The 23,718-nt window shown below is 64.2% G+C and carries 5 protein-coding genes; all 5 read left to right on the forward strand.

The features are described from left to right. Positions 1–611: 611 nt before the first annotated feature. The 5 genes from ACZZZ4_RS22890 to ACZZZ4_RS22910 are packed head-to-tail and all read left to right on the forward strand — an operon-like array spanning position 612 to position 23,703. The gene (locus ACZZZ4_RS22890) at positions 612–9,620 is read left to right on the forward strand and encodes a non-ribosomal peptide synthetase (protein ID WP_463548854.1); all 9,009 of its coding nucleotides are present in this window, start codon (positions 612–614) and stop codon (positions 9,618–9,620) included. After that, entirely contained in the window at positions 9,617–13,729 is a 4,113-nt protein-coding gene (locus tag ACZZZ4_RS22895; protein ID WP_463548855.1) for a non-ribosomal peptide synthetase, read from the forward strand. The genes ACZZZ4_RS22890 and ACZZZ4_RS22895 overlap by 4 nt, the downstream gene beginning before the upstream one ends. Next, positions 13,729–22,824 (forward strand): hybrid non-ribosomal peptide synthetase/type I polyketide synthase, encoded by a 9,096-nt coding sequence (locus ACZZZ4_RS22900; protein ID WP_463548856.1) that lies wholly within the window; start codon positions 13,729–13,731, stop codon positions 22,822–22,824. The genes ACZZZ4_RS22895 and ACZZZ4_RS22900 overlap by 1 nt, the downstream gene beginning before the upstream one ends. Further along, positions 22,821–23,504, forward strand: coding sequence for a hypothetical protein (locus tag ACZZZ4_RS22905; RefSeq protein ID WP_463548857.1), 684 nt, complete (start codon positions 22,821–22,823; stop codon positions 23,502–23,504). The genes ACZZZ4_RS22900 and ACZZZ4_RS22905 overlap by 4 nt, the downstream gene beginning before the upstream one ends. Next, entirely contained in the window at positions 23,497–23,703 is a 207-nt protein-coding gene (locus tag ACZZZ4_RS22910) for an MbtH family protein (RefSeq protein WP_463548858.1), read from the forward strand. The genes ACZZZ4_RS22905 and ACZZZ4_RS22910 overlap by 8 nt, the downstream gene beginning before the upstream one ends. Positions 23,704–23,718: the final 15 nt, after the last annotated feature.

Consider the following 23,718-nt stretch of genomic DNA (forward strand, 5'->3'; position numbering starts at 1 on the left):
GATTTTCGATGCCCGTGGCCTGCAGGAAACGGCAGTACGATGTACGAACATTTTTGACATCCCTGTCTCTTTGCCATCGTCACAATCATGTGGGAAAAGGCTGATTTTTTATTTCGCAGAATTTCTACATTTTGTTTGCCTCACCAGCAAAAAACGTGGTTATTATCTGCCGGCGCTTCGGGTCACAAACCCGGCGCCAGAAGATTGTCGTGTGTCCACAGACCCGGCAGTCGCAGCCGATCGGGACCACCCTGGCGCTGTCATCCCCGCGCAGGTTGTTCCTCGTCGTTGACCCTCAAAATGGAAGGCGAGGTTTCAATTGGTCACGCGGTTTGCAATCGTCGATGTATTGAATGGGGCGACGTCTGTCGCTAATGATTCGACCCACTTTCCAGTTGCCTGCGCCGACCGCGCGGCGGCGTTCTTCTCCAGCCTGTCTCCCCCGAATCTCTGCGTGTGCCCGCGTTCAACGTGAGTCTGCACGCGCGCGCCGTGCCATCCTCCTGAATTCGAATGAGCGTGCCGGCATCTGATGCCGGGGCCTGACTGGCGGGGCATGTTCTGTCCCGGCCTGATCACAACAATAAAGTAGTCATGGACGGTACTCTCCGATGCTCGATAACACTTCCTTGCGTGGGACGAATCCAACGCAGCCCGACGTTTGCTCCTTGAAACCGTTCGATGCAGACCTGTGCGTGCACGGTCTGTTTGAGGCGCAGGTGCTGCGCAACCCTGATGCCATCGCCGCACGCTGGCAGCAGGAGGCGCTCAGTTATCGTGAACTGAACACCCGCGCCAACCGGTTGGCCCATCACCTTCGCAAGCTCGGGGTCGGGCCGGACGTGCCAGTCGGACTGTGCCTGGAGCGCTCGTTGGAAATGCTGGTCGGCGTACTCGCGGTGCTCAAGGCCGGCGGCGCCTATGTGCCGCTGGACCCGTCTTATCCGCAGGCGCGGCTGGCGCACATGCTGGCCGACAGCGCACCGCCGGTGGTGCTGACCCATGGACAGGCGCGCGTTGTTTTGCGGGCGGCGCTCGAACAGTCGGCGACCACCCCCACTCTGCTGGATCTGGCCGACGCCCGCGATTGGGCTGCGCTTGCGGCTGACAACCCTGATCCTCACGCGATCGGCCTGACACCCCGTCACCTGGCTTACGTGATCTACACCTCCGGCTCCACCGGCACCCCGAAAGGCGTGATGGTCGAGCATCGCGGGCTGGTTGCGGTGGGTGGTGACTGGGCGCAACTCTATGAGTTGGGCGAGCCGATAAACCACCTGCAAATGGCCGGTTTTTCCTTCGACGTGTTCAGCGCCGACCTGATCCGGGCGCTGGGTTTTGGCGGCACGCTGGTGCTGTGTCCACGGGACACCCTGATGGACCCGCCGGCCCTGTATCGCTTGATACGTGACGCGCGCATCGGCTTTGCCGACTTCGTGCCGGCGCTGCTCAATCCGCTGTTGGCGTGGGTCGAAGAGACCGGCCACGACCTGTCGTTCCTGCGCACCGTGGTCTGCGGCTCCGACATCTGGACCGCCCACAGCGCCCGGCAATTACGCAGGCTGTGCGGTGAGCAGGTGCAGATCGTCCAGGCCTATGGCGTCACCGAGGCGAGCATCGACAGCACCTGTTTTGAATTCACCGAAGGCAGCCAGATCGACGCGGTGTTGCCCGTCGGCCGGGCACTGCCCAATACCCGGATTTACCTGCTCGACGCTGACGGTACAGCGGTTGCCGAGGGGGCAGCCGGTGAACTGTACATCGGTGGCATCGGCGTGGCGCGCGGTTATCTGAACCTGCCGCAACTGACCACTGAGCGTTTCATCGACAGCCCGTTCGTGGCGGGCGAGCGTCTGTATCGCACCGGAGATCTGGCGCGTTACCGGGCCGACGGCCAATTGGAATTCCTCGGCCGCAACGATTCCCAGGCCAAATTGCGCGGGCTGCGTCTGGAGCTGGGGGAAATCGAAACCCGGCTCGCGGACATTCCGGGCGTGCGGGAAAGCGTGGTGTTGCTGCGTCAGGACAGGCCCGGTGAACCGCGTCTGGTGGCCTACTACTGCGAAAAACCAGACTCAGCGCTGAGCCCGCGCGCGCTGCGTGAACAGCTGCAAACCAGTCTGCCGGACTACATGGTGCCAACCGCCTTCGTGCGTCTCGATACGTTGCCGCTGACCGCCAACGGCAAGGTCGATCGACCAAACCTGCCGGTGCCGGACATGGAGGCGTTCGAGCAGCAGGAGTATCAGGCACCACAAGGCCCGCTGGAAACAGCGCTCGCCGCAATCTGGGCCGACGTGCTCGGCATCGAGCAGGTCGGGCGTCAGGATCAGTTCTTCGCCCTCGGCGGTCACTCGCTGCTGGTGATGCGCGTGCTGGCGCAGGTTCGTCATGCGCTGGGGCTGGAAGTGGCACCCTCGACGCTGTTTGCCGCGCCGGTTCTGGCTGAGTTCGCCGAACGGCTGCACGCCAGTCAGGCGGCGGCTCGCCCAGCCATCACAACCCTTGAACGCTCGGGCGCGCAAACGTTGTCGTCTGCTCAGCAGCGCCTGTGGTTTTTGGCGCAAATGGAGGGTGGCAACGCCGCCTATCACATGCCGTTGAACCTGCGTTTGCGCGGTTCGCTGGACGTGGCAGCACTCGAACGCAGCTTCAATCAACTGGTGGCGCGCCATGCGGCGCTACGCACGACGTTCATTGCCGTTGAAGGGGAAGGGCGACAATGGGTTTCGCCGCCTGCGCGCAGTATCCGGCTGACGGTGATTGACGTGCAGGGGAACGATGCGCAAAAACGCCTGAGCCGCTTGATCGACGAGGAGGGGGCCGTACCGTTCGATCTGAGCCGCGGCCCGCTGATGAGGGTCAGCCTGGTGCGGCTGGCGGCGGATGACCATGTGCTGTTGCTGACCCAGCACCACATCATCTCGGACGGCTGGTCGATGGGCGTGCTCACCCGCGAGCTCGGCCAACTGTACGCAGCGGCGTTGCAGGATCGCGACGATCCGCTGCCGCCATTGCCGGTGCAGTACGTGGATTACGCCGTGTGGCAAAAACAGTGGCTGTCCGGTGACGTTCTGGAGCAGCAAAGCCGCTACTGGCGTGAAACCCTCAGCGGCGCACCGGTGCTGCTGGCGCTGCCGACCGATCACAAGCGCCCGCCCGTGCAGGATTACCTCGGCGGCTTTGTTCCATTGGTCTTCGACGAAGCTTTGACCGCGCGATTGAAAGCCCTGGGCATGCAGCAAGGCACGACGCTGTTCATGACTCTGCTGGCCGGTTTTTCGCTGTTGTTGTCGCGCCTGTCGGGGCAAAGTGACGTGGTGATCGGCGTGCCGTCGGCCAACCGTCCGCAACAGGAACTGGAAGGGCTGATCGGTTTCTTCGTCAATACGTTGGCTCTGCGGATGACTCAGTCGGGTACGCCGTCGGTGGCGCAATGGCTGCAACAGGCGCGGCGAGTGGCGCTGGAGGCTCAGGAGCATCAGGACCTGCCGTTCGAGCAAGTGGTGGAATTGCTCAACCCGCCGCGCAGCCTGGCCCACAGTCCGCTGTTTCAGGTGCTGTTTGCCTGGGAACAGGATCAGGATTCCGATCTGCTGCTGACCGGGCTTGAGGTAACCCCGGTCGAGAGCAGCCATCACGTGGCCAAGTTCGACCTGCAACTGGCCCTCAGTGAGCGTGACGGGCGGATCGTCGGCGGTCTGGAATATGCTTCGGGCCTGTTCGAGCGCGGCACCGTCGAGCAGTTCGGCGAGTACCTGCGTCGGGTACTGACGCAGATGTTCGAGAATAGCGAGCAGTCGCTGGCGGGGATCAAGCTGCTGAGCGCCGAGCAACACCAGCAGATCGTTCATGACTGGAACCGCACCGCCCGGGAAACCGCGGCGCTACCCGGTTGCGTGGCGCGTTTCGAAAGCCTCGCCCGGCAAACACCCGACGCCGTGGCGCTGCTCGCCGAACGTGAGCAACTGAGCTACGGCGAACTGAATCGCGCCGCCAACCGCCTCGCGCGTTACCTGATCGAACAAGGCGTCGGCCCCGAGCATCGCGTCGGCCTGTGCCTGGAGCGTTCGCCGCAAATGGTTATCGGCCTGCTGGCGATCCTCAAGGCCGGTGCGGCGTATGTGCCATTCGATCCGGCTTACCCGAGCGAACGTCTGGCGTTCATGTTCAGTGATGCGGCGCCTACCTTGCTGCTGACGCAATCGAGCCTGATGGCCGGGCTACCAGCTAACGAGGCGAAAATCTGCTGCCTGGACACTGACGCATCGCATTGGGCGCAACACCCGACGGACGACCCGCAGGTCACGGTGAGCCCGGAACACCTCGGCTACGTGCTTTACACCTCCGGCTCCACCGGACGCCCCAAAGGCGTGGCCCACAGCCGTCGTGCGCTGGACAACCTGATCACCTGGCAACTCGATCAGGCCAGGGCGCCGCAGCGGGTGCTGCAATTCGCCTCGCTGAATTTCGACGTCTCGTTCCAGGAAATCTGCAGCACGCTGTGCCAGGGCGGCAGCCTGTTGCTGATGACCGAAGACAGTCGCAAGGACCTCGCCGCGCTACGCCCGACCCTGGTGGCCGAAGGTGTACAGCGGGCGTTCCTGCCGTTCGCCGTGTTGCAGCAACTCGCCGGCCTGACCGAGGCCGATGCACCGATGCCGGCCGGCGGCTGCGAGATCATCACCGCCGGTGAAGCCCTGCAAATCAATGACGAGCTGCGTGGCTTTGTCCGCGGGCTCGGCGGCGCGCAGTTGCACAACCAGTACGGGCCGACCGAAACCCATGTGGTCAGCCAATTCAGCCTCGATTGCGACGCGGCCGAATCCTGGCCGGACGCGCCGCCCATTGGCCGCCCCATCGCCAATGCGCGGCTGTACGTGCTGGACGAATATCTGAATCCCGTGCCGACCGGCGTGGCAGGCGAGTTGTACATCGCTGGCGCTTGCCTGGCCCGTGGCTATCTGAACCGCCCGGACCTGACCGCCGAACGCTTCCTGCCGGACCCGTTCAGTGCCGAGCCGGGCGGGCGGATGTACCGCAGCGGCGACCTCGCGAAGTTCCAGGCCGACGGCAACGTGCAATACCTGGGACGCATCGACCAGCAGGTGAAATTGCGCGGTTTCCGCATCGAGCTCGGCGAGATCGACAGCCTGTTGCATCAACAACCCGGCGTACAGGAAGCCGCCGTGTTGCTGCGTGAGGACGTGGCCGGGGACAAGCGTCTGGTGGCCTATGTGGTCGGCACCGCGCGCCCTGAATGCCTGCGCGCCGAACTGCAACGCCAGTTGCCCGAACACATGATCCCGAGTGCCTGGGTTCGCCTGTCGCAATTGCCGCTGACCCGCAACGGCAAGCTCGACCGCCAGGCGCTGCCAGCGCCGGAACGCAGTGCCGGGGCGACTTACGAGGCGCCGCGCAATGACATTGAGCGTCAGATGGCCGGGATCTGGGCCGAAGTGCTCAAGTGCGAAAGGGTCGGCATCCACGACAACTTCTTCGACCTCGGCGGCCACTCGCTGCTGGCGACGCGGATGATCTACGCGATCAACCAGCGCATGGGCGCGCAACTGTCCCTGAGCAGCCTGTTCCAGACCCCGGTGTTGCTGGATCTGGCGGCGCAGGTGTCGCGTGAAGAGCAAAGCGTTGAACCGGCATTCATCCAGCTCGAGCCGGATCGCGGCAATCGACATGAACCGTTCCCTCTTACCGATATCCAGCAAGCCTACTGGTTCGGTCGCGAGGCCACGGTCAGTCTGGGCGGCGTCAGTGCCCACGGCTACGAAGAATTGCGCATTCGCGAATTCGACGCCGAGCGTTTCGAGCGTGCGCTGAACCGCATGATCCAGCGCCACGACATGCTGCGCGTGGTGTTCCTCAGCAACGGTACGCAACAGGTACTGGGGCAGGTGCCGACCTACCATATGCCGCGCAGCGACCTGCGCGGGTTGCCCGCTGATGTAGCGCAACGCACCCTTGAGGCGACCCGCGAACGCCAGTCCCACCAGGTGCTGGACGCCAGTCGCTGGCCGCTGTTCGAGTTCAGCCTGTCGTTGCTCGACGACGGCATCACCCATTTGCACATCAGCCTCGACGCGCTGATCGTCGACGCGGCGAGCACGCAGATTCTCGCCCGCGAACTCATGGCGTTCTATGTCGATCCGACGCTGGAACTGGCGGAACCGGGCCTGACTTTCCGCGACTATGTGCTGGCCGAACAACAGCTGCGCGATGGCCGCCGCTACGAGCAGGCGCTGGGCTACTGGCGTGAGCGGGTGACCACTCTGGCCCCGGCGCCGGACCTGCCGTTGGTGCGCCAGCCAGAAAGCATCGCCAACCCGCACTTCACCCGCCGCGACCGCGACATGTCGGCGACTCAGTGGACGCAGCTCAAAGCCGTGGCTAAACAGTTTGCCGTGACGCCGTCGGTAATGCTGCTGACCGCGTTCAGTGAAGTGCTGGCACTCTGGAGCCGCACGCCGCGTTTCACCCTGAGCCTGCCGCTGTTCAACCGCATGCCGCTTCATCCCGATGTAGACGAAATCATCGGCGACTTCACCTCGCTGGTGCTGCTGGAAGTCGGCATCGACGGTTCGCAGAGTTTCACCGATAAGGCCCGCGCGGTGCAGGCGCAACTGTGGCGCGATATCGACCATTCGGTGGTCAGCGGTGTGCGAGTACTGCGCGAATTGTCCCAGGCCCGGGGCGTGCAGCAGACGGCGATGCCGATCGTGTTCAACAGCACTCTGTCGGAAGCGGCGCCGGAACTGGCCGAGTTCAATCTCGCCGACGCGTTGAATGCCAGGCACATGCACAGCATCACCCAGACCCCGCAGGTGTGGCTCGACCACACGTTGCTGGAGCTGGAAGGACGGCTGCTGTTTAACTGGGACAGCATCGACGAACTGTTCCCGCAAGGGATGATCGAGCAGATGTTCGTCGCGTATAACACGCTGCTCGACAGCCTGTGCGAGCCGGCAGCCTGGGGCGCAAACACGCCGCAATTGTTGCCGCAGGCACGCTTGCCGGCACCGGTCGACAACCAGCACACGCTGCCGTTGATGCACGACTTGTTCGAACGTCAGGCCCTCGCCACACCGGATGCACTGGCGGTAATCGGTGAGCGACAGCTGACGTACGCCCAGCTACGCAACGAGGCGCGGCAACTCGGCGCCCGTCTGCAAGCGCAAGGCGTGCTGCCGAACCGCTTGGTCGCGGTGGTGATGGAGCGTGGTTGGGAGCAAGTGGTCGCGACCCTGGCGACTCTGTATGCCGGCGGCGCTTATCTGCCCATCGAGCCGACTCAGCCGGCGGAACGGCTGCGCCATATTCTGGAGCGGGCCGAGGCGAGTCTGGCCCTGACCCAACCCGCGCTGCTCGACAAAATCGAATGGCCGGTGCAAGTCACGGCCATCGCGGTGACCGATGAAGTCTCATACGATGTACAGCCACTGCAACCGGTACAGGTGAACGAAAGCGACCTGGCTTACGTGATCTATACCTCGGGCTCCACCGGCCAGCCCAAAGGCGTGATGATCGATCATCGCGGTGCGGTCAATACCTTGCTCGACATCAACCGACGCTTTGCCGTCGGCCCGAACGACCGCGTATTGGCGATCTCGTCGCTGAGCTTCGACCTGTCGGTCTATGACTTCTTCGGCTCCCTCGCCGTGGGCGCGGCGGTGGTCATCCTGGAACCGCAACTGTCACTGGATCCGGCGCACTGGCTGGCGTTGATCGAACGTCACCAGGTCAGCGTGTGGAACTCGGTCCCGGCGCTGCTCGGCATGCTGGTCGAGTACGTCGAGGGCGAGGGCGGCGCGTTGCCCGCCAGCCTGCGGGTGGCGATGCTGTCCGGTGACTGGATTCCATTGACTCTGCCCGAGCGGGCCTGGGCCTTGCGGGCGGATTTGCAGTTGATCAGCCTGGGCGGTGCCACCGAAGCGTCGATCTGGTCGATCTGCTACCCGGTGCAGCATGTCGACCCGGCGTGGCGCAGCATTCCCTACGGCAAGGCTCTCGATCATCAGCGTTTCTACGTGCTGGATGAAACGCTGCAGGTGCGCCCGACCTGGGTCGCGGGGCAGCTGTACATCGGCGGTATCGGTCTGGCGAAAGGTTACTGGCGCGATGACAAGCTCAGCGCCGGCAGTTTCTTTGATCATCCACTGACCGGCGAGCGCCTGTATCGCACCGGCGACCTGGGGCGCTTGCTGCCGGACGGCAACATCGAATTCCTCGGCCGCGAAGACAATCAGGTCAAGGTTCAGGGTTATCGCATCGAGCTGGGCGAAATCGAAGCCGCGCTCAATCGCCATCCCGGCGTGCAGAGCGCGGTGGTGCGGATTTTGGGCAGCGCGCTGGGCGAGAAGCGTCTGGCGGGTTACGTGCTCAAGGCCGATCCGGCGTTGCAGGCCAACGATTTGAGCGCGTACTTGAGCGACAAACTGCCGGCCTACATGATTCCGCCGTCGTTCACCTTTGTTGAGGCGTGGCCGTTGTCGTCCAACGGCAAAGTCGACAAGAAACGCCTGCCGGAACCGGAGCAGATCGAGGAGCAAGGACCGGCGATCGAAGTCGATGGCCCGCAGGAGCAACGGCTGGTGGCGATCGTGCAGGACGTGCTCAAGCGCGGTTCCATTGCCGCCAACGCCAATCTGCTGAACCTCGGCGCAACGTCGATCGATATCGTCAGGATCAGCAACGCCTTGTCCGGCGCCTTGCAGTTCCGCCCGCACGTGGCGCAACTGCTGGCCCAACCGACGTTGCTGCATCTGCTTGGCATGTACCGCCAGAACCGGGCGCGACAGGATGTGCTCGGCAAGGTGCAGCAGGCCTCGGATCTCGTACAGGACATCATCGAAGATCCCCAGCAGCGGGCGAAGTTCAAGGCCGAACAGCGTGGACGCCGCGACTTCGCTCAGACCCTGCCGGCGCTGGCGCTGGACCTGCCGCAAGACCCGGCCTTCGCCCGACGGTTGAGCAATTACCGCTCGGTGCGTCAATACGATCGGCAACCGATCGCCACCCGGGCCTTCGCGCACGTACTGGCGGCGTTGGCCCAAGGGCAACTCGATGGCGAGGTGAAATACCAGTTCCCGTCGGCGGGCGGGCTGTACCCGATTCAGGCGTACCTCTACGTCAAGCCGGATCGCGTGCTCGGCGTGCCCGGCGGCGCGTATTACTACGATCCCCGCCAGCATCGTCTGCTGGCGCTCCAGAGCGGAGCGCTCGACCCGGACACCTATGACTATTTCGTCAACCGTCCGGTCTACGAGAACGCCGCGTTCTCGCTGTTCTTCATCGCCGACATGGCGGCGATTCGTCCGTTGTACGGCGAGCGCAGCCGCGACTTCTGCCACATCGAAAGCGGCGCCATGGCCCAGTTGCTGAGCATGACCGCCGTCGAGCAGGGCCTGGGCCTGTGCGGCATCGGCTCGGTCGAAGAACAGCAACTGACCACGTTGTTCGACCTCGGGCCGAGCCATGAATTGATCTACTCGATGATCGGCGGCCTGCGCACGGCCGATGAACGACACTGCGCGCCAGTCGAGGCGTTTGCCATCGAGCCTGTGACCGCCAGCCTGGACGACGAAGACATGGAGGAATTCGAAGTATGAATGCCGATCAATTGCTGGCGTTGTTCGCTCGCCATGGCGTGGTGCTCGAGGTTGACCGTGACAGGCTGCGCTGCAAGGCGCCGCGCGGGTTTCTCACCGAAGAACTGACCCAGGCGCTCAAGCGTCACAAACAGGAACTGATCGCCTTGCTCGGCGGGCAAGATGACGCGGTAATTCCCCGCCGAGCAAGTGCGCACGGGGCCTGGCCATTGTCGTTTTCGCAACGGCAACTGTGGTTTCTTGATCAACTGGAACCCGGCAACCCGTTCTACAACGTGCCGACGGCGGTAACGCTGAAAGGACAGTTGGACGTCGCGCAGCTGGAGCGGGCGCTCAACCAACTGGTGGCCCGCCACGAAGTCCTGCGCACGACGTTTTGCAGCGTGGACGGTGAACCGCGTCAGGTGGTGCATTCGTCGATGCCGCTGTCGTTGTCGGTGACCGATCTGCGCCAATTGCCTGCCGACGAGCGCGAGCAGCAAGTGCGAATCGCCGTCGAACAGGATGCCCGGGCGCCGTTCGATCTGGCCGCAGGCCCTTTGCTGCGGGCGTCGTTACTGCACGTGGCCGACGATGAATACCTGTGGCTGTACAGCGTGCATCACATCATCGCCGACGGCTGGTCGATGAGTGTGATCCTGCATGAAGTCGCCACGCTGTACGGCGATTATCTGCGTGGCGAAACCTCGACTCTTGCGCCGTTGCCGGTGCAATACGCCGACTACGCGTGCTGGCAGCAACAGCGGGTGGGTGGTGCGGCGCTGGACGCGCAGCTCGATTACTGGCGCCGCACCCTGGACGACGCGCCGCTGCTCTCGACCTTGCCCGCCGACCGGCCGCGGCCGCTGGTGCAGCGCTTTGTCGGGTCCACGTTCAGTTCGTCCGTCGATGGCGGCACCTTGCGTGAACTCACCGCGCTGGCCCGGCAGACCCAGGGCACGCTGTTCAACGTGTTGCTGGGCGCATTGGCGGTGCTGCTGTGGCGCCACAGCGGTCAGCAGGATCTGTGCATCGGCACGCCGTTCGCCAATCGCAATCGCCCGGAAATCGAGCCGCTGATCGGTCACTTCGTCAATACGCTGGTGCTGCGTCAGCGCCTGAATCCGCAGCAGACCTTCGCTGAACTGCTGCGTGAGGTGCGGGGGCAGATGTTCGACGTCCACGCCCATCAGGACGTGCCGTTCGACCGCGTGGTCGAGGCCGTCAACCCGCCGCGCGATCCCGGTCACTCACCGTTGTTCCAGGTGATGCTGGTGCTGCAGAACACCCCGGGCAACGCGGTGCAGATGCCCGCTCTGGAACTGGCGCCGTACGGCACCAGCAGTGCCACGGCCAAGTTCGATCTGGCATTCGAATGGGTCGAGCGGGCAGGGCGACTGGACTTGCTGGTGGAATACAACACCGACCTCTACGACGTTGCGACCATCGAACGCCTGAGCGGGCACTACCGCCACCTGCTCGAGCAGATCGCCGCCGACGCCAAGCAACCGATCAATGCGTTGCCGTTGATGAACGAGGCGGAGCGTCAGCAGATGCTGGTGGACTTCAACCGCGCCGCGCCACTGACGCAAGCGGCGCCCTGCGTGCATCAACTGGTCGAATCGCAGGCGGCGAGCAACCCTCAGGCCTGCGCAGTTGTGTTCGAGGATGAGTCGCTTGACTACGCCGAACTCAATGCCCGGGCCAACCGCCTGGCGCGGCACTTGCGCAACTTGGGCGTCGGCCCGGATGTGCGCGTGGCGGTGTGCATCGAGCGCTCGCTGGAGTTGCCGGTCGCGTTGCTGGCAGTGCTCAAGGCCGGCGGCGCCTACGTGCCGCTGGATCCGGATTATCCGCTGGGGCGCCTGAGCCATATGCTCGGTGACAGCACACCGGCGGTGCTGCTGACCCTCGGCTCGGCGCACGGTATCCTGCGCCAAGCCGTGCAAGGCTCGACCTGGGAAGCGCCGATTCTCGACCTCGAAAAAGATGCCGCGAGCTGGGCGTCATTGCCGGCGGACAATCTTGATCCGCGCCATGTCGGAGTCACCCCTGACCACCTCGCCTACGTGATCTACACCTCGGGCACCACCGGTTTGCCCAAGGGGGCGATGGTCGCCCACCGTGGCCTGAGCAACCTGCTGCTGTGGTGTTTGCAGGTCTGCGGCGAAGCGGGGGCGATGCTGCACAAGATTCCGTTCGGTTTCGATGCCTCGGCGTGGGAGACGTTCTGGCCGCTGGCAACTGGCGGGCGGCTGGTGATCGCGCGGCCCGGCGGGCATTACGAACCAGCGTATCTGGCGCGCGAGGTGCGCGAACGGAAGGTCACGGCGCTGGTGTTCGTGCCGGCGATGCTACAGCTGTTTCTGGAGGTCGACGAGGTCAGCCAGTGTGCGTCGCTGACTGACGTGTTCAGCGGCGGCGGTGAACTGCCACCGGCTCTGGCCCGGCGCTTTCAGGAGCGCCTGCCCCACGCGCGGTTGCACAACGTCTATGGCCCGACCGAAACCACGGTGATCAACAGCATCTGGACCCTGGAGCCTGGCGCCGAGGTGCCGGCCCGGCAGCTGCCGATTGGCCGGCCGATTTCCAATAACCGTTTTTACGTGCTTGATGACCGCGACCAGCCGGTGCCGGTGGGCGTGACCGGGCATCTGCACATTGGCGGCGTGGGCGTGGCCCGTGGCTATCTGGGACTGAAGCAGCTCAGTGCCGAGCGCTTTATCGACAATCCGTTTGTGACAGGCGATCGGCTCTATCGCAGCGGCGATCTGGCGCGTTATCGCCCGGACGGTCAACTGGAATTTCTCGGTCGCAACGACTTTCAGGTCAAGTTGCGCGGCGTGCGTCTGGAACTGGGCGAGATCGAGGCCCGGCTCGAAGCGTTTCCCGGCATTCGCAGCGCCGTGGTGCTGATGGTCGGCGAAGCAGCGCAGGATCAGCGGCTGGTGGCCTGTTGCGTGGTGACCGAGACCATGGACGAAGCAGCGGTGCACGCCCATCTGGCGACGACACTGCCCAGAGCGGTGATCCCCGGCAGCTACCTGTGGCTCGACGCGCTGCCACTGACCGCCAACGGCAAGGTCGACCGAACCGCGCTGACAGCGTTGGCGGATGAAGAGATGACCAACCGCCAGGTCAACCTGAGCAGCCCGCGCGATCACATCGAACTGGCGCTGTACCAGATCTGGAAAAGCCTGTTGCTGGCGCCGCAGATCGGCATCCGCGACAACTTTTTCAATGTCGGCGGCACCTCCATCGCCGCAATCAAAATGGCCCATGAAATCAGCCAGCAGTTCGCGGTCGAAGTGCCGGTGCGCGTGGTGCTCAGCTACCCGACCATCGAAGCGCTGGGCGGCTGGCTGCGGGTCGGGGCCAACCCGGCGCTTGCCCTGAGCAACCTGATCGAATTCCGACGTGGCAGCGGCCAGCACAACGTGGTGTGCATTCACCCGGCGGGCGGCACGGCGTTCTGCTACCTATCGCTGGCCAAGGTGCTGCCGGATACAACCGGCGTCTACGGCGTGCAATCGCCGGGGCTGAATCCGGGGGAGAGCACCGAGCCGACGGTCGAAGCGATGGCCGAGGCCTACTTGCGCCAGATTGAGCCGCTGACACAGCAACCGCTGATCCTCACCGGGTTGTCGTTCGGCGGCATCGTAGCCTATGAAATGGCGCGACGGTTGACGGCGGCGGGGCGGCGTCAGGTGACGGTGGTGCTGCTTGACACCCAGGGTAGCGACGACCCCTGTTTCCGCGAGCAGATCGGCACCGTGGACATGGCCGAGTTTCGCGACAAACTGGTGCGCTTCAACGGCATGTACCCCGGCATCGAAGACGCCCAGGTCGAGCGCTATTTCAACATCTACAACCACAACCGGCTGGCCATGGCTGCTTATGAGTGCGCGCCGCGCGCCGGTCGTGTGGTGCTGATCCAGGCGCGGGAAGATTTCAGCCGCCATCAGTTGCATGAACTGCGCGGCTTCTGGCGTCGCCGCGCGGGCAGCGGCTATCTGGCGAAACTGGTCAGCGGCGGGCACTGGGACATGCTCGAAAGCGCGGAAATCCACCGGGTCTCGCAAATCATCCGTCGGGAGCTGCAACGCTTCGACGCGCAGGAGGCGAAATAATGAGTGCGTCCAATGACAGGCCGTTGCTCGCGCGATTTGCCGAGCAAGTGGCGCGCAATCCGCAAGCCCCGGCGGTAATCGATCAATCGGTCAGGCTGACTTACGCCCAACTGGCCAGCGCCAGCGAACGCATCGCCCGAGGGTTGCTGGCGCGCGGCGTCGAGCCCGGCCAGTCGCTGGCGCTGTGTACGCCGCGATGCTGGCAGTGGTTGGCGGCGATTATCGGCGCGTTGAAAGTTGGCGCGGTAGTGGTGCCGCTGGACCGGGCCAGCCCGCGCCAACGCCGGGAACTGATGCTGGCGGATGCGGCGTGTGTCGGCCTGATTACCCTGAATGAAGAATCGGTGTGGTCGCCTTCACTGTGGCAAACCAGCGTCGAGGCCTTGCTCGATCAGCCGGACGCTGCGCCGCAAACACTGGCCGACGATTTCGCCGAGGTGATGTTCCTGTTCTACACCTCGGGCACCACCGGCACGCCGAAAGCGGTTGAGGTTGGCGAGCGCGGCTTGCTGCGGCTGGCGTCCACTGACGGCTACATCGAGATTCGCCCGACGGACCGGTTTGCCTGCCTGTCCAACCCGGCATTCGATGCGTGCAGTTTCGAACTGTGGGCGCCGCTGCTCAACGGCGGTTGCTGCGTCCTGATCGCTGACGAGGACGTGCTGGATGCGCGTCGACTGGCCGAGGTGCTGGAGCGCACGCAGGTCGACAACCTGTTCATGACGGTGTCGCTGTTCAACACGATGATTGCCCAGTGGCCGTCGTGCTTTTCCAGCATGCGTCAGGTGCTGATCGGCGGTGAGCAGATCAGCGCTGCCGCCGTGCGCGGGTGGTACCGGGCCAATCCTGAGAGCCGCTGCCGGATCTTCAACGTCTACGGCCCCACCGAATGCACCACGTTTGCCCTGTGCTGGCCGATCAGCCGCGATTTTGCCGGTGACTCGGCGCCCATTGGCCGGCCGTTGCCGGATACCGGCGTGCAGGTGTTGGATGAGCAGCAACGCCCGGTGTCGGCAGGCGAGGTCGGCGAGCTGTATTTGAGTGGCAGCGGTGTCGCCCGTGGCTACCGCAACCGGCCCGAGGAAACCGCCCGCCAGTTCGTCCGTTTACCCGACCTCGACGGTGGCGCGCAGGTGCATTACCGCACCGGCGATCTGGTGCGGCGCAATGCCGAAGGCTTGATCGAGTACCTGGGGCGGGTCGACCGGCAGGTGAAGATCCGGGGTTTCCGGATCGAGCCGGGGGAGGTGGAGCAACGGATCCTGGAGCATCCGGGTGTGGCGCAGGTGTATGTCTGCACCCGGCGGCAGGCGGCGGAAGATCATCAGTTGCTGGCGTTCATCGTGCCTCGCCGGGCTCTGGACTATCACGCTTTCGAAAACCATCTGCGGGCACAACTGCCGCCTTACATGCGGCCTAACCAGCTGTTCCTGCTGGAGCGCCTGCCGTTGACGGCCAACGGCAAGATCGATCGTGATAGCTTGCTGGCCCAAGGTTCGAGTCCGTGGCACCCAGTCCTGACGACTACGGATAACCAAAACGCATCACCGGCGCTGGATTGGCTGCTGAGTCAGGCCCGTTCGCTGCTCAGCCAACCCGCTCTGAGTGCGCAGGACGATTGGCTGGGCTGTGGCGGCGACTCGCTCAAGGCGATGCGCCTGCGTTCGGCGATCCGTGTCCGCTGGCAGCGCGAAATCGCGATCGATACGTTGCTCAACGAGCCTTTCTCGTCATTGGCCGTACAACTGAGCGGTGAAACGAACGGCGCGTCGATCTACCCACCCGCGCCTGCGATCAGTCGCGCAAAACGCTTACCGGCCACCGCCGAACAGCGCCGCCTGTGGCTGTTGCAACAACGCTCGCCGACCTCGACCGCCTACAGCGTGCCGCTGATTCTGAATCTGGCGCCAGGTGTCGAAGTCGCGGCATTGGCCGAGGCTTTGGGGCGTCTGGTGCAGCGTCATCCGGGGTTGCGCACGGCATTCGTGGCGGGTGCCGATGGACTGGACCAGGTAATCGCCGAGCAGGGCTCGCCCTGTCGCATCTTTGCGCTCGGGCAGTTCACCGAGGACAACTGGCAGGCCTTCGCCGACCTGGTGTTCGCCGTGCCGTTCGACCTGACCACCCCGAAGCTGTTTCAGGCTTGGCTGTTGCCGTTCGCCGATGGCAGCTGCCGGCTGTTGCTGAACCTGCATCACATCATCGTCGATGGTTGGTCTGTGAACCTGCTGTTCGATGACCTGGCGCAGCTTTACAGCGATGTCCTGCAAGGCCGCGACAGCCTGCAACCCGCGGCCCGCTTGACGACGCTGGAGTTTGGCCAGTGGCAGCGCCAGTGGAACGTCGATCCGCATTATCGTGACCAGCGCCGCGCCCTCGCCGAGTTGCATCGCCGCCAGGAAGAACCGCCGCCTGCATTGATGCCAATGCGCGAAATCAGCCCGGACGCCCGGTTGCACCGGGAGCCTTTGGGCACCCTGCGCAGCGCGGCCCTGGAACGCTTTTGCACCCAACAACGGCTGACCCGTTTCGAAGTGCTGTTCAGCGTCTTCGCCTGGAGCCTGTACGCCCTGACCGGGTGCGAACGGCCACGGATCGCCAGTCCGGTGTCCAACCGGCCATTGGCGGAGTTCGAAGACACGGTCGGCATGTTTGCCAACACCGTGCTGATCCCGACCGCCGTCGAGCAGGCATCGACCCTGGATGAACAGTTGCGCAAGCAGACCGCCACGGTGCGCGAGGTGCTGGCGTTGCAGGACGTGGCGCTGGCGGATCTGGTGGAAGACCTGCGGCTGTCCTCGAGCCCGTTACTGTTCGATTTCATGTTCGTGCTGGAGAACACCGATTACGCAGCGCTGGCCGATTCGAACCTGCACGCGACGCTGCAATTTAACGAGCACTTGCACGCCAAGTGCCCGCTGACGCTGTTGATGGTGGGCAGCGGGTCGCAATTGGAATGCTGGTGGGAATATCAGTGCAGCTACTTCGATGGCGAACAGATGCGCGCAGTGAATGCGCTGTTTCGCCGAGGCCTGGACCTGTTGTTGGAAACCCCGGCGGCCAACCTCAACGATTTGCTCGGTCCGTATCGACGTGGTTTGCCCCCGGCTAGTGAGGGCCCTCGGACTGCGCTGCCGTTCAACACACTGGCGGACGGGTTCGAGCATCAAGTGCATTGCACGCCGGAGGCGGTTGCGCTGGTTCAAGGCCAGCGGCGCCTAACCTACAGCGAACTGAATGCGCTGGCCGATGCGCTGACGGCAAACCTGATCGAGTGCCATCCGTTGCCCGTCGGGAACGCGCCGTTGCATGTCGTGCTGTTCCTCGATGCCTCGGTGGAACACATCGTCGCCTTGCTGGCCCTGGCCAAACTCAATCTGACGGCCGTGCCGCTGGATCCTGCCTATCCGGTGGCGATCCAGCGCCAGGTGCTGGAACAGGCGCAACCGCATTGCGTGCTGTTCAGCGATATGACGAAGTCAGCGCTAGATGCCCTGAACGCCGGACGATTCGCCACCCATCGGGTCGATCTGAGCGCCAATGCCGCAACGTTCGAACGTCGACGCCACGCCGGCGAACGGCCGCTGTACACGCTGTTCACCTCCGGAACGACCGGCACGCCCAAAGGTGTGCAAGTGTCTGAGCGCACCCTGTGCAACCTGCTGCAATGGCAGCGCACCGAAGGCCAGTTGCCGGCGAAAGCGGTAACCCTGCAGTTCTCGATGCTGTCGTTCGATGTGTCGTTTCAGGAGATTTTCAGCACCCTGTGCGGCGGCGGGTGCTATCACCTGATCACGCCGCGCTGGCGTCAGGACGCCGAGGCATTGCTGGAGTACATGGTCGAGGCGCGGATCGAGCGCCTGTTTCTACCGTACGTGGCCTTGCAGCATCTGGCGCAAACCGCCTTGGCCCGGGGCATTTACCCTACGGCGTTGCGCGAGGTGATCACGGCCGGCGAGCAACTGCTGTGCACCGATGCGCTGCGCAACTGGTTCGGCGGCATGCCGCACGCCTCGCTGTTCAACCATTACGGCCCGACCGAAACTCACGTGGTCAGCGCCTTGCGCCTGCCGTCCGTGGCGCGGAACTGGTCGTTGCGCGCGCCGATCGGCCATGCCGTTGGCAATGCGCGGCTGCTGCTGGTCGATGAGCATGACCGCCCGGTGCCCACCGGCTGCCGTGGCTACCTGCTGGTGGCCGGGCCAATGGTTGCCCGGTGCTACCTGGCTGATCCAGTGTTGAACGCTGCGCGGTTTGTCGAGCTGGCAGACGGCCGTTTGTACTACCGCACCGGCGATCTGGCGTGGGCCGATGCCCACGGCTGCCTGCATTATCTGGGACGTGACGATCAGCAGATCAAACTCAGCGGCCAACGTTTGGAACTGGGCCAGATCGAGTCGGCGCTGATGCAGGTGCCGGAAGTGGTCAACGCGGTGGTGGCGGTGCAGGCCGATCCGCCACGGCTGATCGCCTGGCTGCAGCTCGAGGGCGAACCTGCGACATCCGGAGAGCTGGATCGTCAGGTCGCGCAACTGCTGCCGGCCCATGTGCGAATCGATGAATACCGGCGGATCGACCTCTGGCCACGCACGCCGAGCGGCAAGATCGACCGCAAGGCCTTGCCGAATGTTGGCGAGGCCCTGGAGCGGCGCAGCACGCCAACACCGGTTGTTCAATTGACCGCGCTGGAACGGCAACTCAGCGAGTTGTTCCAGGCCGTGATCGGACGGGACATCGAACCGGAGCAGACCTTCTTCGAGGCCGGCGCCACCAGCCTCGGATTGATGCGTTTGCATGGCCGTTACGTCCAAGAGCTGCCGCACAAGGTGACGATGGCCGACCTGTTCGAATACGTCACGGTGCGACGTCTGGCGGCGCATCTGTCGACCGCGCCGGTGGCCGTGGCCGAGCGTGTACGGCAGACCGATGCAGACCATCAGCCGATGGCGATCATCGGTATGTCGGTCAATGTGGCCGGGGCGCAGAACCTGTCCGAGTTCTGGGCGATGGTGCAAGGCAATCGGCTGGGCATTGAGCACTTTGCCGCTGACGAGGGGCTGGTCGGCGCCCGCAGTCAACTGGCGGGCATGCTCGATTTCGATGCTGAGTACTTCGGCATCAGCCGCCAGGAAGCGCGCCTGATGGACCCGCAACAGCGGCATCTGCTGATGGCGTGCGTTCAGGCCCTGCAACACGCGGCCATCGTCCCGTCGGCGAATGGCCCGCGCATCGGCCTGATCGCCAGTTGCGGCGAAACCACTTACTTCCAGCAAATGCTGCGTGAAACCGCAGACGACGATTTGCCCGACGGCTTCCAGCTGGCGCTGCATCACGACAAGGATTTTCTGGCGACCAAAGCCGCGTATCACCTGGACCTCAACGGCCCGGCCCTGAGCGTGCAGGCTGCTTGCGGCAGCTCGCTGATCGCCGTGCACTTGGCCAGTTCGATGCTGCGTCAGGGCGACAGCGACGTGATGCTCGCGGCCGGGGTGCTGATCGACCCGACGCTGACCGAGGGCTACCGGCACCGCCCGCAGCACATTTTCTCCGCCGACGGTTTGTGTCGCCCGTTCAGCGACGACGCCAGCGGCACCCTTGGCGCCAGCGGCTACGGCGTAGTGGTGCTCAAACCGCTGGCCAAGGCGCGGGCCGATGGCGACCGGATTTACGCGCTGGTCGAAGGATCGGCGTTGAACAACGATGGCCGGGCCAAGATGAGTTACACCGCGCCGTCGGTGGCCGGGCAGAGCGCGGTCATCCGCGATGCCTTGAGCCGTGCCGGGTTAACCGGCGCCGACATCGGCTACGTAGAGGCCCACGGCACCGGCACCTTGCTCGGCGATCCGATCGAGGTCGCGGCGTTAACCAAGGCGTTCGGCGATGCGCCGGCCGGCCAATGCGCGCTGGCCTCGGCGAAAAGCCAGATCGGTCATCTGGGTGCGGCGGCGGGCGTGGTCGGGCTGATTCGCGCCAGCCTCGCGGTGTTCCATGGCGTACTGCCACCGAACCTGGGTTTTGGCCGGATCAACCCGCAGATCGATCTTGAGCATTCGCCGTTCTATGTGCCGACCACGTCCCGGCCATGGCCGCAAGGGCGGCGACGACTGGCCGGTGTCAGCAGTTTCGGGATCGGCGGGACCAACGCGCACGTCATCGTTGGTGCTGCACCTACGGCGCAGGAAACTGTTGAGGAAACGTTGCCGCTGCTGATGATTTCAGCGCACAGCCGGGCGGAGTTGCTGCGCGATATCGCGGCGATTCGCGAATACCTGCACGCGAACCCGGAACAGCAGACTGCGTTGCTACGGCACTTGCAGTCAGGTCGCCGGCAGTTGCGCTGGCGCTTCGCGATAGTGTGCCGGCCGGGTGACGACATTCCCTTGCAGCCGACAGCGATCAAGGAAATAGCGGCCTCGGGCGCGTCGTTGATCGCCGGTAATCAATCGCCGCAGGAGCTGCTGGAAGCTTGGTACGAAGGCGCGAATATCCAGTGGCCACAACGCTCGGCACCGCCGCCCTGGGATTTGCCGCCGTCGACATTCGATCTACAGCCTTATCGTTTCCAGCCACCTGTAGCGGTTCAACCTGATGCGCCAACCCTTGAGCGACAACCGCTGGCGGACTGGTTCCACCAGCGACAGTGGGTGCGCATCCGGCGCCTGAGCGCGACAGCGACGGCCGGATCCCGTGAGGTGCTGATTCTGTGCAGCCATGACGCGCCCGAATCGACATTGCTGGCCAGCCTCAACGCCGTGTATCGACGCGTGATTCAAGTGCGCACCGGCAACGGTTTCAAACGCCTGAGCACGGACAGTTTCGAGCTTGATCCGCTGGACACTGAGGCCCTGAGCCGTTTGCTCGCTGAGGTCGCAGGACCTGCACTCGGCGAGCTCGACTGGCTGCATGCCTTGCCACTGGCGGTGTCTGGTGCAGTCAACGAGCAATCGCTGGATCTGGCGCAGTGGGCCTGTCTGGACACGGTCAGTGCGCTGATGCAGGCCTGGGGGCAAACCCCGCGCACGACCCGTCTGCGGTTGTGGTTGATGTCGTGGCAGGCATGCCCGGTGGACGGCGAGGTTCAACGGCCCGAACTGGCAGCGCTGGCCGGCATCACTGAAGTGGTGCCGCAGGAATACCCGGTGCGTTGCCACTGGCTGGACTGGCCGTCTTCACGCCTCGGAGCGCACGCGGGCGAGTTGGCAGCGTTGTGTGTCGATCCGGTCTCATTGCCTCGGCGAATGGCGGTGCGCGATGGTTATCTCTGGCAGCCACGTCTAATGCCTCAGCCATTGACCGGCCCAGCAACGACATCAGGGCTTCTGCCGGAAGACGGTACGTTCCTGGTACTGGGCGGCAGCGGCGGTATCGGCCGAACCTTGTGCGAACACCTGCTGCAGGCACCTGCACGCCGGGTGGTGCTGCTCTCACGTCAGGGGCAATTGCCGGCGTCTCTGGCGGCTTACGCTTTGCGGATCGACTGCATCAAAGCAGACATCGCTGACCTACCGCGCTGGCCGCAGGTACTCGATCAACTGGCCGTTCGTTACGGTCGTGTGAGCGGGGTGATTCATGCAGCGGGCGTCGGTGCAGGCAGCCTGATTCGTCACCGCGATGCTCGGCAAATGGCCGAGGCCATGGCCGCCAAGACCCGCGGTATGCTGGCGGTCGAGGCCTTGATCGAGCACCTGACGCCGGATTTTGTCCTGTACTGCTCGTCGATGTCAGCGCTGTTTGGCGGCGCGGGGCATCTGGACTACGCAGCGGCCAGCGGGGTGCTCGACGGCTTCACCCACTATCGCCCGAACGCGACCGACGCGTGCCTGCGCCTGGAGATCAACTGGGACATCTGGCGCGACATCGGCATGGCCACCACCAGCAACAGCGCAGACACCGCGCATCTGGAGCATCTGACGGTTGGTCTGTCCGCCGAAGAGGGCTGTCGGGTGTTCGATCTGGCGATGGCGACGCAGTTGCCGCAGCTACTGATCTCGACCACTGGCATCGACACGGCGCGGCGGTTCTATCCGGTTCGCCATGGTGCCGTGGCCGCAATGGTCGAGGCACCGAAGGGCGTGGATCTGTCGACGCGCCTGCGTGAGTGTTTGTGCAAGTGGCTCGGTGTGGCCGAGCTGGAGGACGACGATTCACTGTACGACCTGGGCGCGGATTCGCTGACGCTGCTCGACCTGATCGACGAACTGCAAGCGGCCACTGGTGAGGTATTCCAGCTGTCGCAATTCAGCCACAAGGTCAGCCTGAGCGAAGTGCTCGGGCTGGTGTCGACCGCCACGGTTGAAGAGGCGCCCCTCGCTGCACCGCACGACTGGCACGACGCGGTACGGATTGATCAATGGCATGCCGGTGCCGGCCGCGATTGGCTGTACCTGATCCACCCGGTGGGCGGCGATGTTCAGGCCTATCGAGAACTGGTGTCGGCATTGCCGGCGGAGTTGGGCGTGTGCGTGATCGCCGACCCGGCGCTGCGTGTGCCGCAGTTGCCGAACATCAGCGTGGACGAACGTGCACGCCGGTATCAGGCGGCGATCAAGGCCCACCTTCCGCACGGCAGCACTTGGCGCCTGGCAGGCTGGTCATTTGGTGCATGGGTGGCGCAGGCGCTGTGTTATCAGGCCCAGGCTGACGGATTCAGGCAACCGTTGTTATACCTGATCGACCCGCCCGCGCCGGATGCCGGTGCGGAACTGGCCGGCATCGACGAACAGACGATCGAGCAGGTATTCCAACGCGAGTTCGCGCAGCGCTGGCCGGAGGTTGAAGGGCAGGGCATGGCCGAGGAACGTCAGGCGTATCTGCAACGGCTGACGGTGTGCTGTCGCAACAACATGACCAGCATGCTCGACTTCCAGCCGCCGGCGCTGGCGAACACGGCGGTGCGGCTGTTCATCGCCGGGCAGGCCAATCCTTACGGGCTGGGCAACGCCTGGAACCCGGACGACCTGCAACGCAATTGGCAGGCCTTGCTGCCGCAGTTGCGCAGCTGGCAAACCCTCGACACCGATCACTACGGCATCGTGGTGGGCCGCTGGGCGCGGTTGCTGGCCGAGGCGATCGGTACGGATGAGCCTGCGCCATGAATGATCCGATCTCGATGCCGCGATGGTGGCTGGCCTTGACCAAGGTGTTGTGCGAAGCCGATTCGAACGCGGCCTTGCGCTTGAGGCAATTGCGGGGTCAGGTGCCGTTCCAGCTGTTTCATCTCTGGCAGGCCGACGTGGTCATGCCGATGCTCTGCGAAGCCTTGCCGGAACATCAGCAGGCGCTGCTCGTGTTGCAAAGCCTGCATCAGCGGGCGGCGCTCGGCGTGATCGGGCGTCAGGGCGAGTGGCGGGCCACGCTCAAACCGGTGTTGCTGGCGCTGTACCGCAAGGCCTACGCCTACGACGCGGCGTACGCCAAGGCCCACGCCAGTGCGATGACCTACGGCCGCGCACCGGCCAACAGCGCCACGATTTCCGAGCACTTCGGCGGTGCCGAGGCGTTCGCCGGGTATTACGCACAACTCAATACCGAGGCCGCTGCCACCGCGTTTGCCCAAGCTCATGCCAGCGCCAACGCCGAAGTGTCGGCCCGGGCCTTTGCGGACGACGATGCAGACACCTGCGCTCAGGTCTGCGGGGCGTCCGTGCGGGTTTACGTCGGGGCCTGCGCTTCGAGCGACGAACAGCGACATGCCGTATTCAACCATCTCGCCGCCGGGCTCGACCGGAGTCTGGCCACGCTGCAATCCCGTTCAACAGGAGAACGACATGAATGACGCACACCTGCAATTCGATGTGGTGATCAACGCCCAGGGTCAGTATTCCCTGTGGCCGGCGGGCAAGCCGATGGCCAGCGGCTGGAACGAGGCGGGGATGCGTGGCGAACGCCAGGTCTGCCTGGATTACATCAACGAACACTGGATTGACATCCGCCCGCGTTCGCTGCACGAGCAATCATCGGTGTCGTTCCAATAAAAAAGGTGAGGGAAC

The sequence above is a fragment of the Pseudomonas sp. AC252 genome (genome assembly GCF_979258105.1).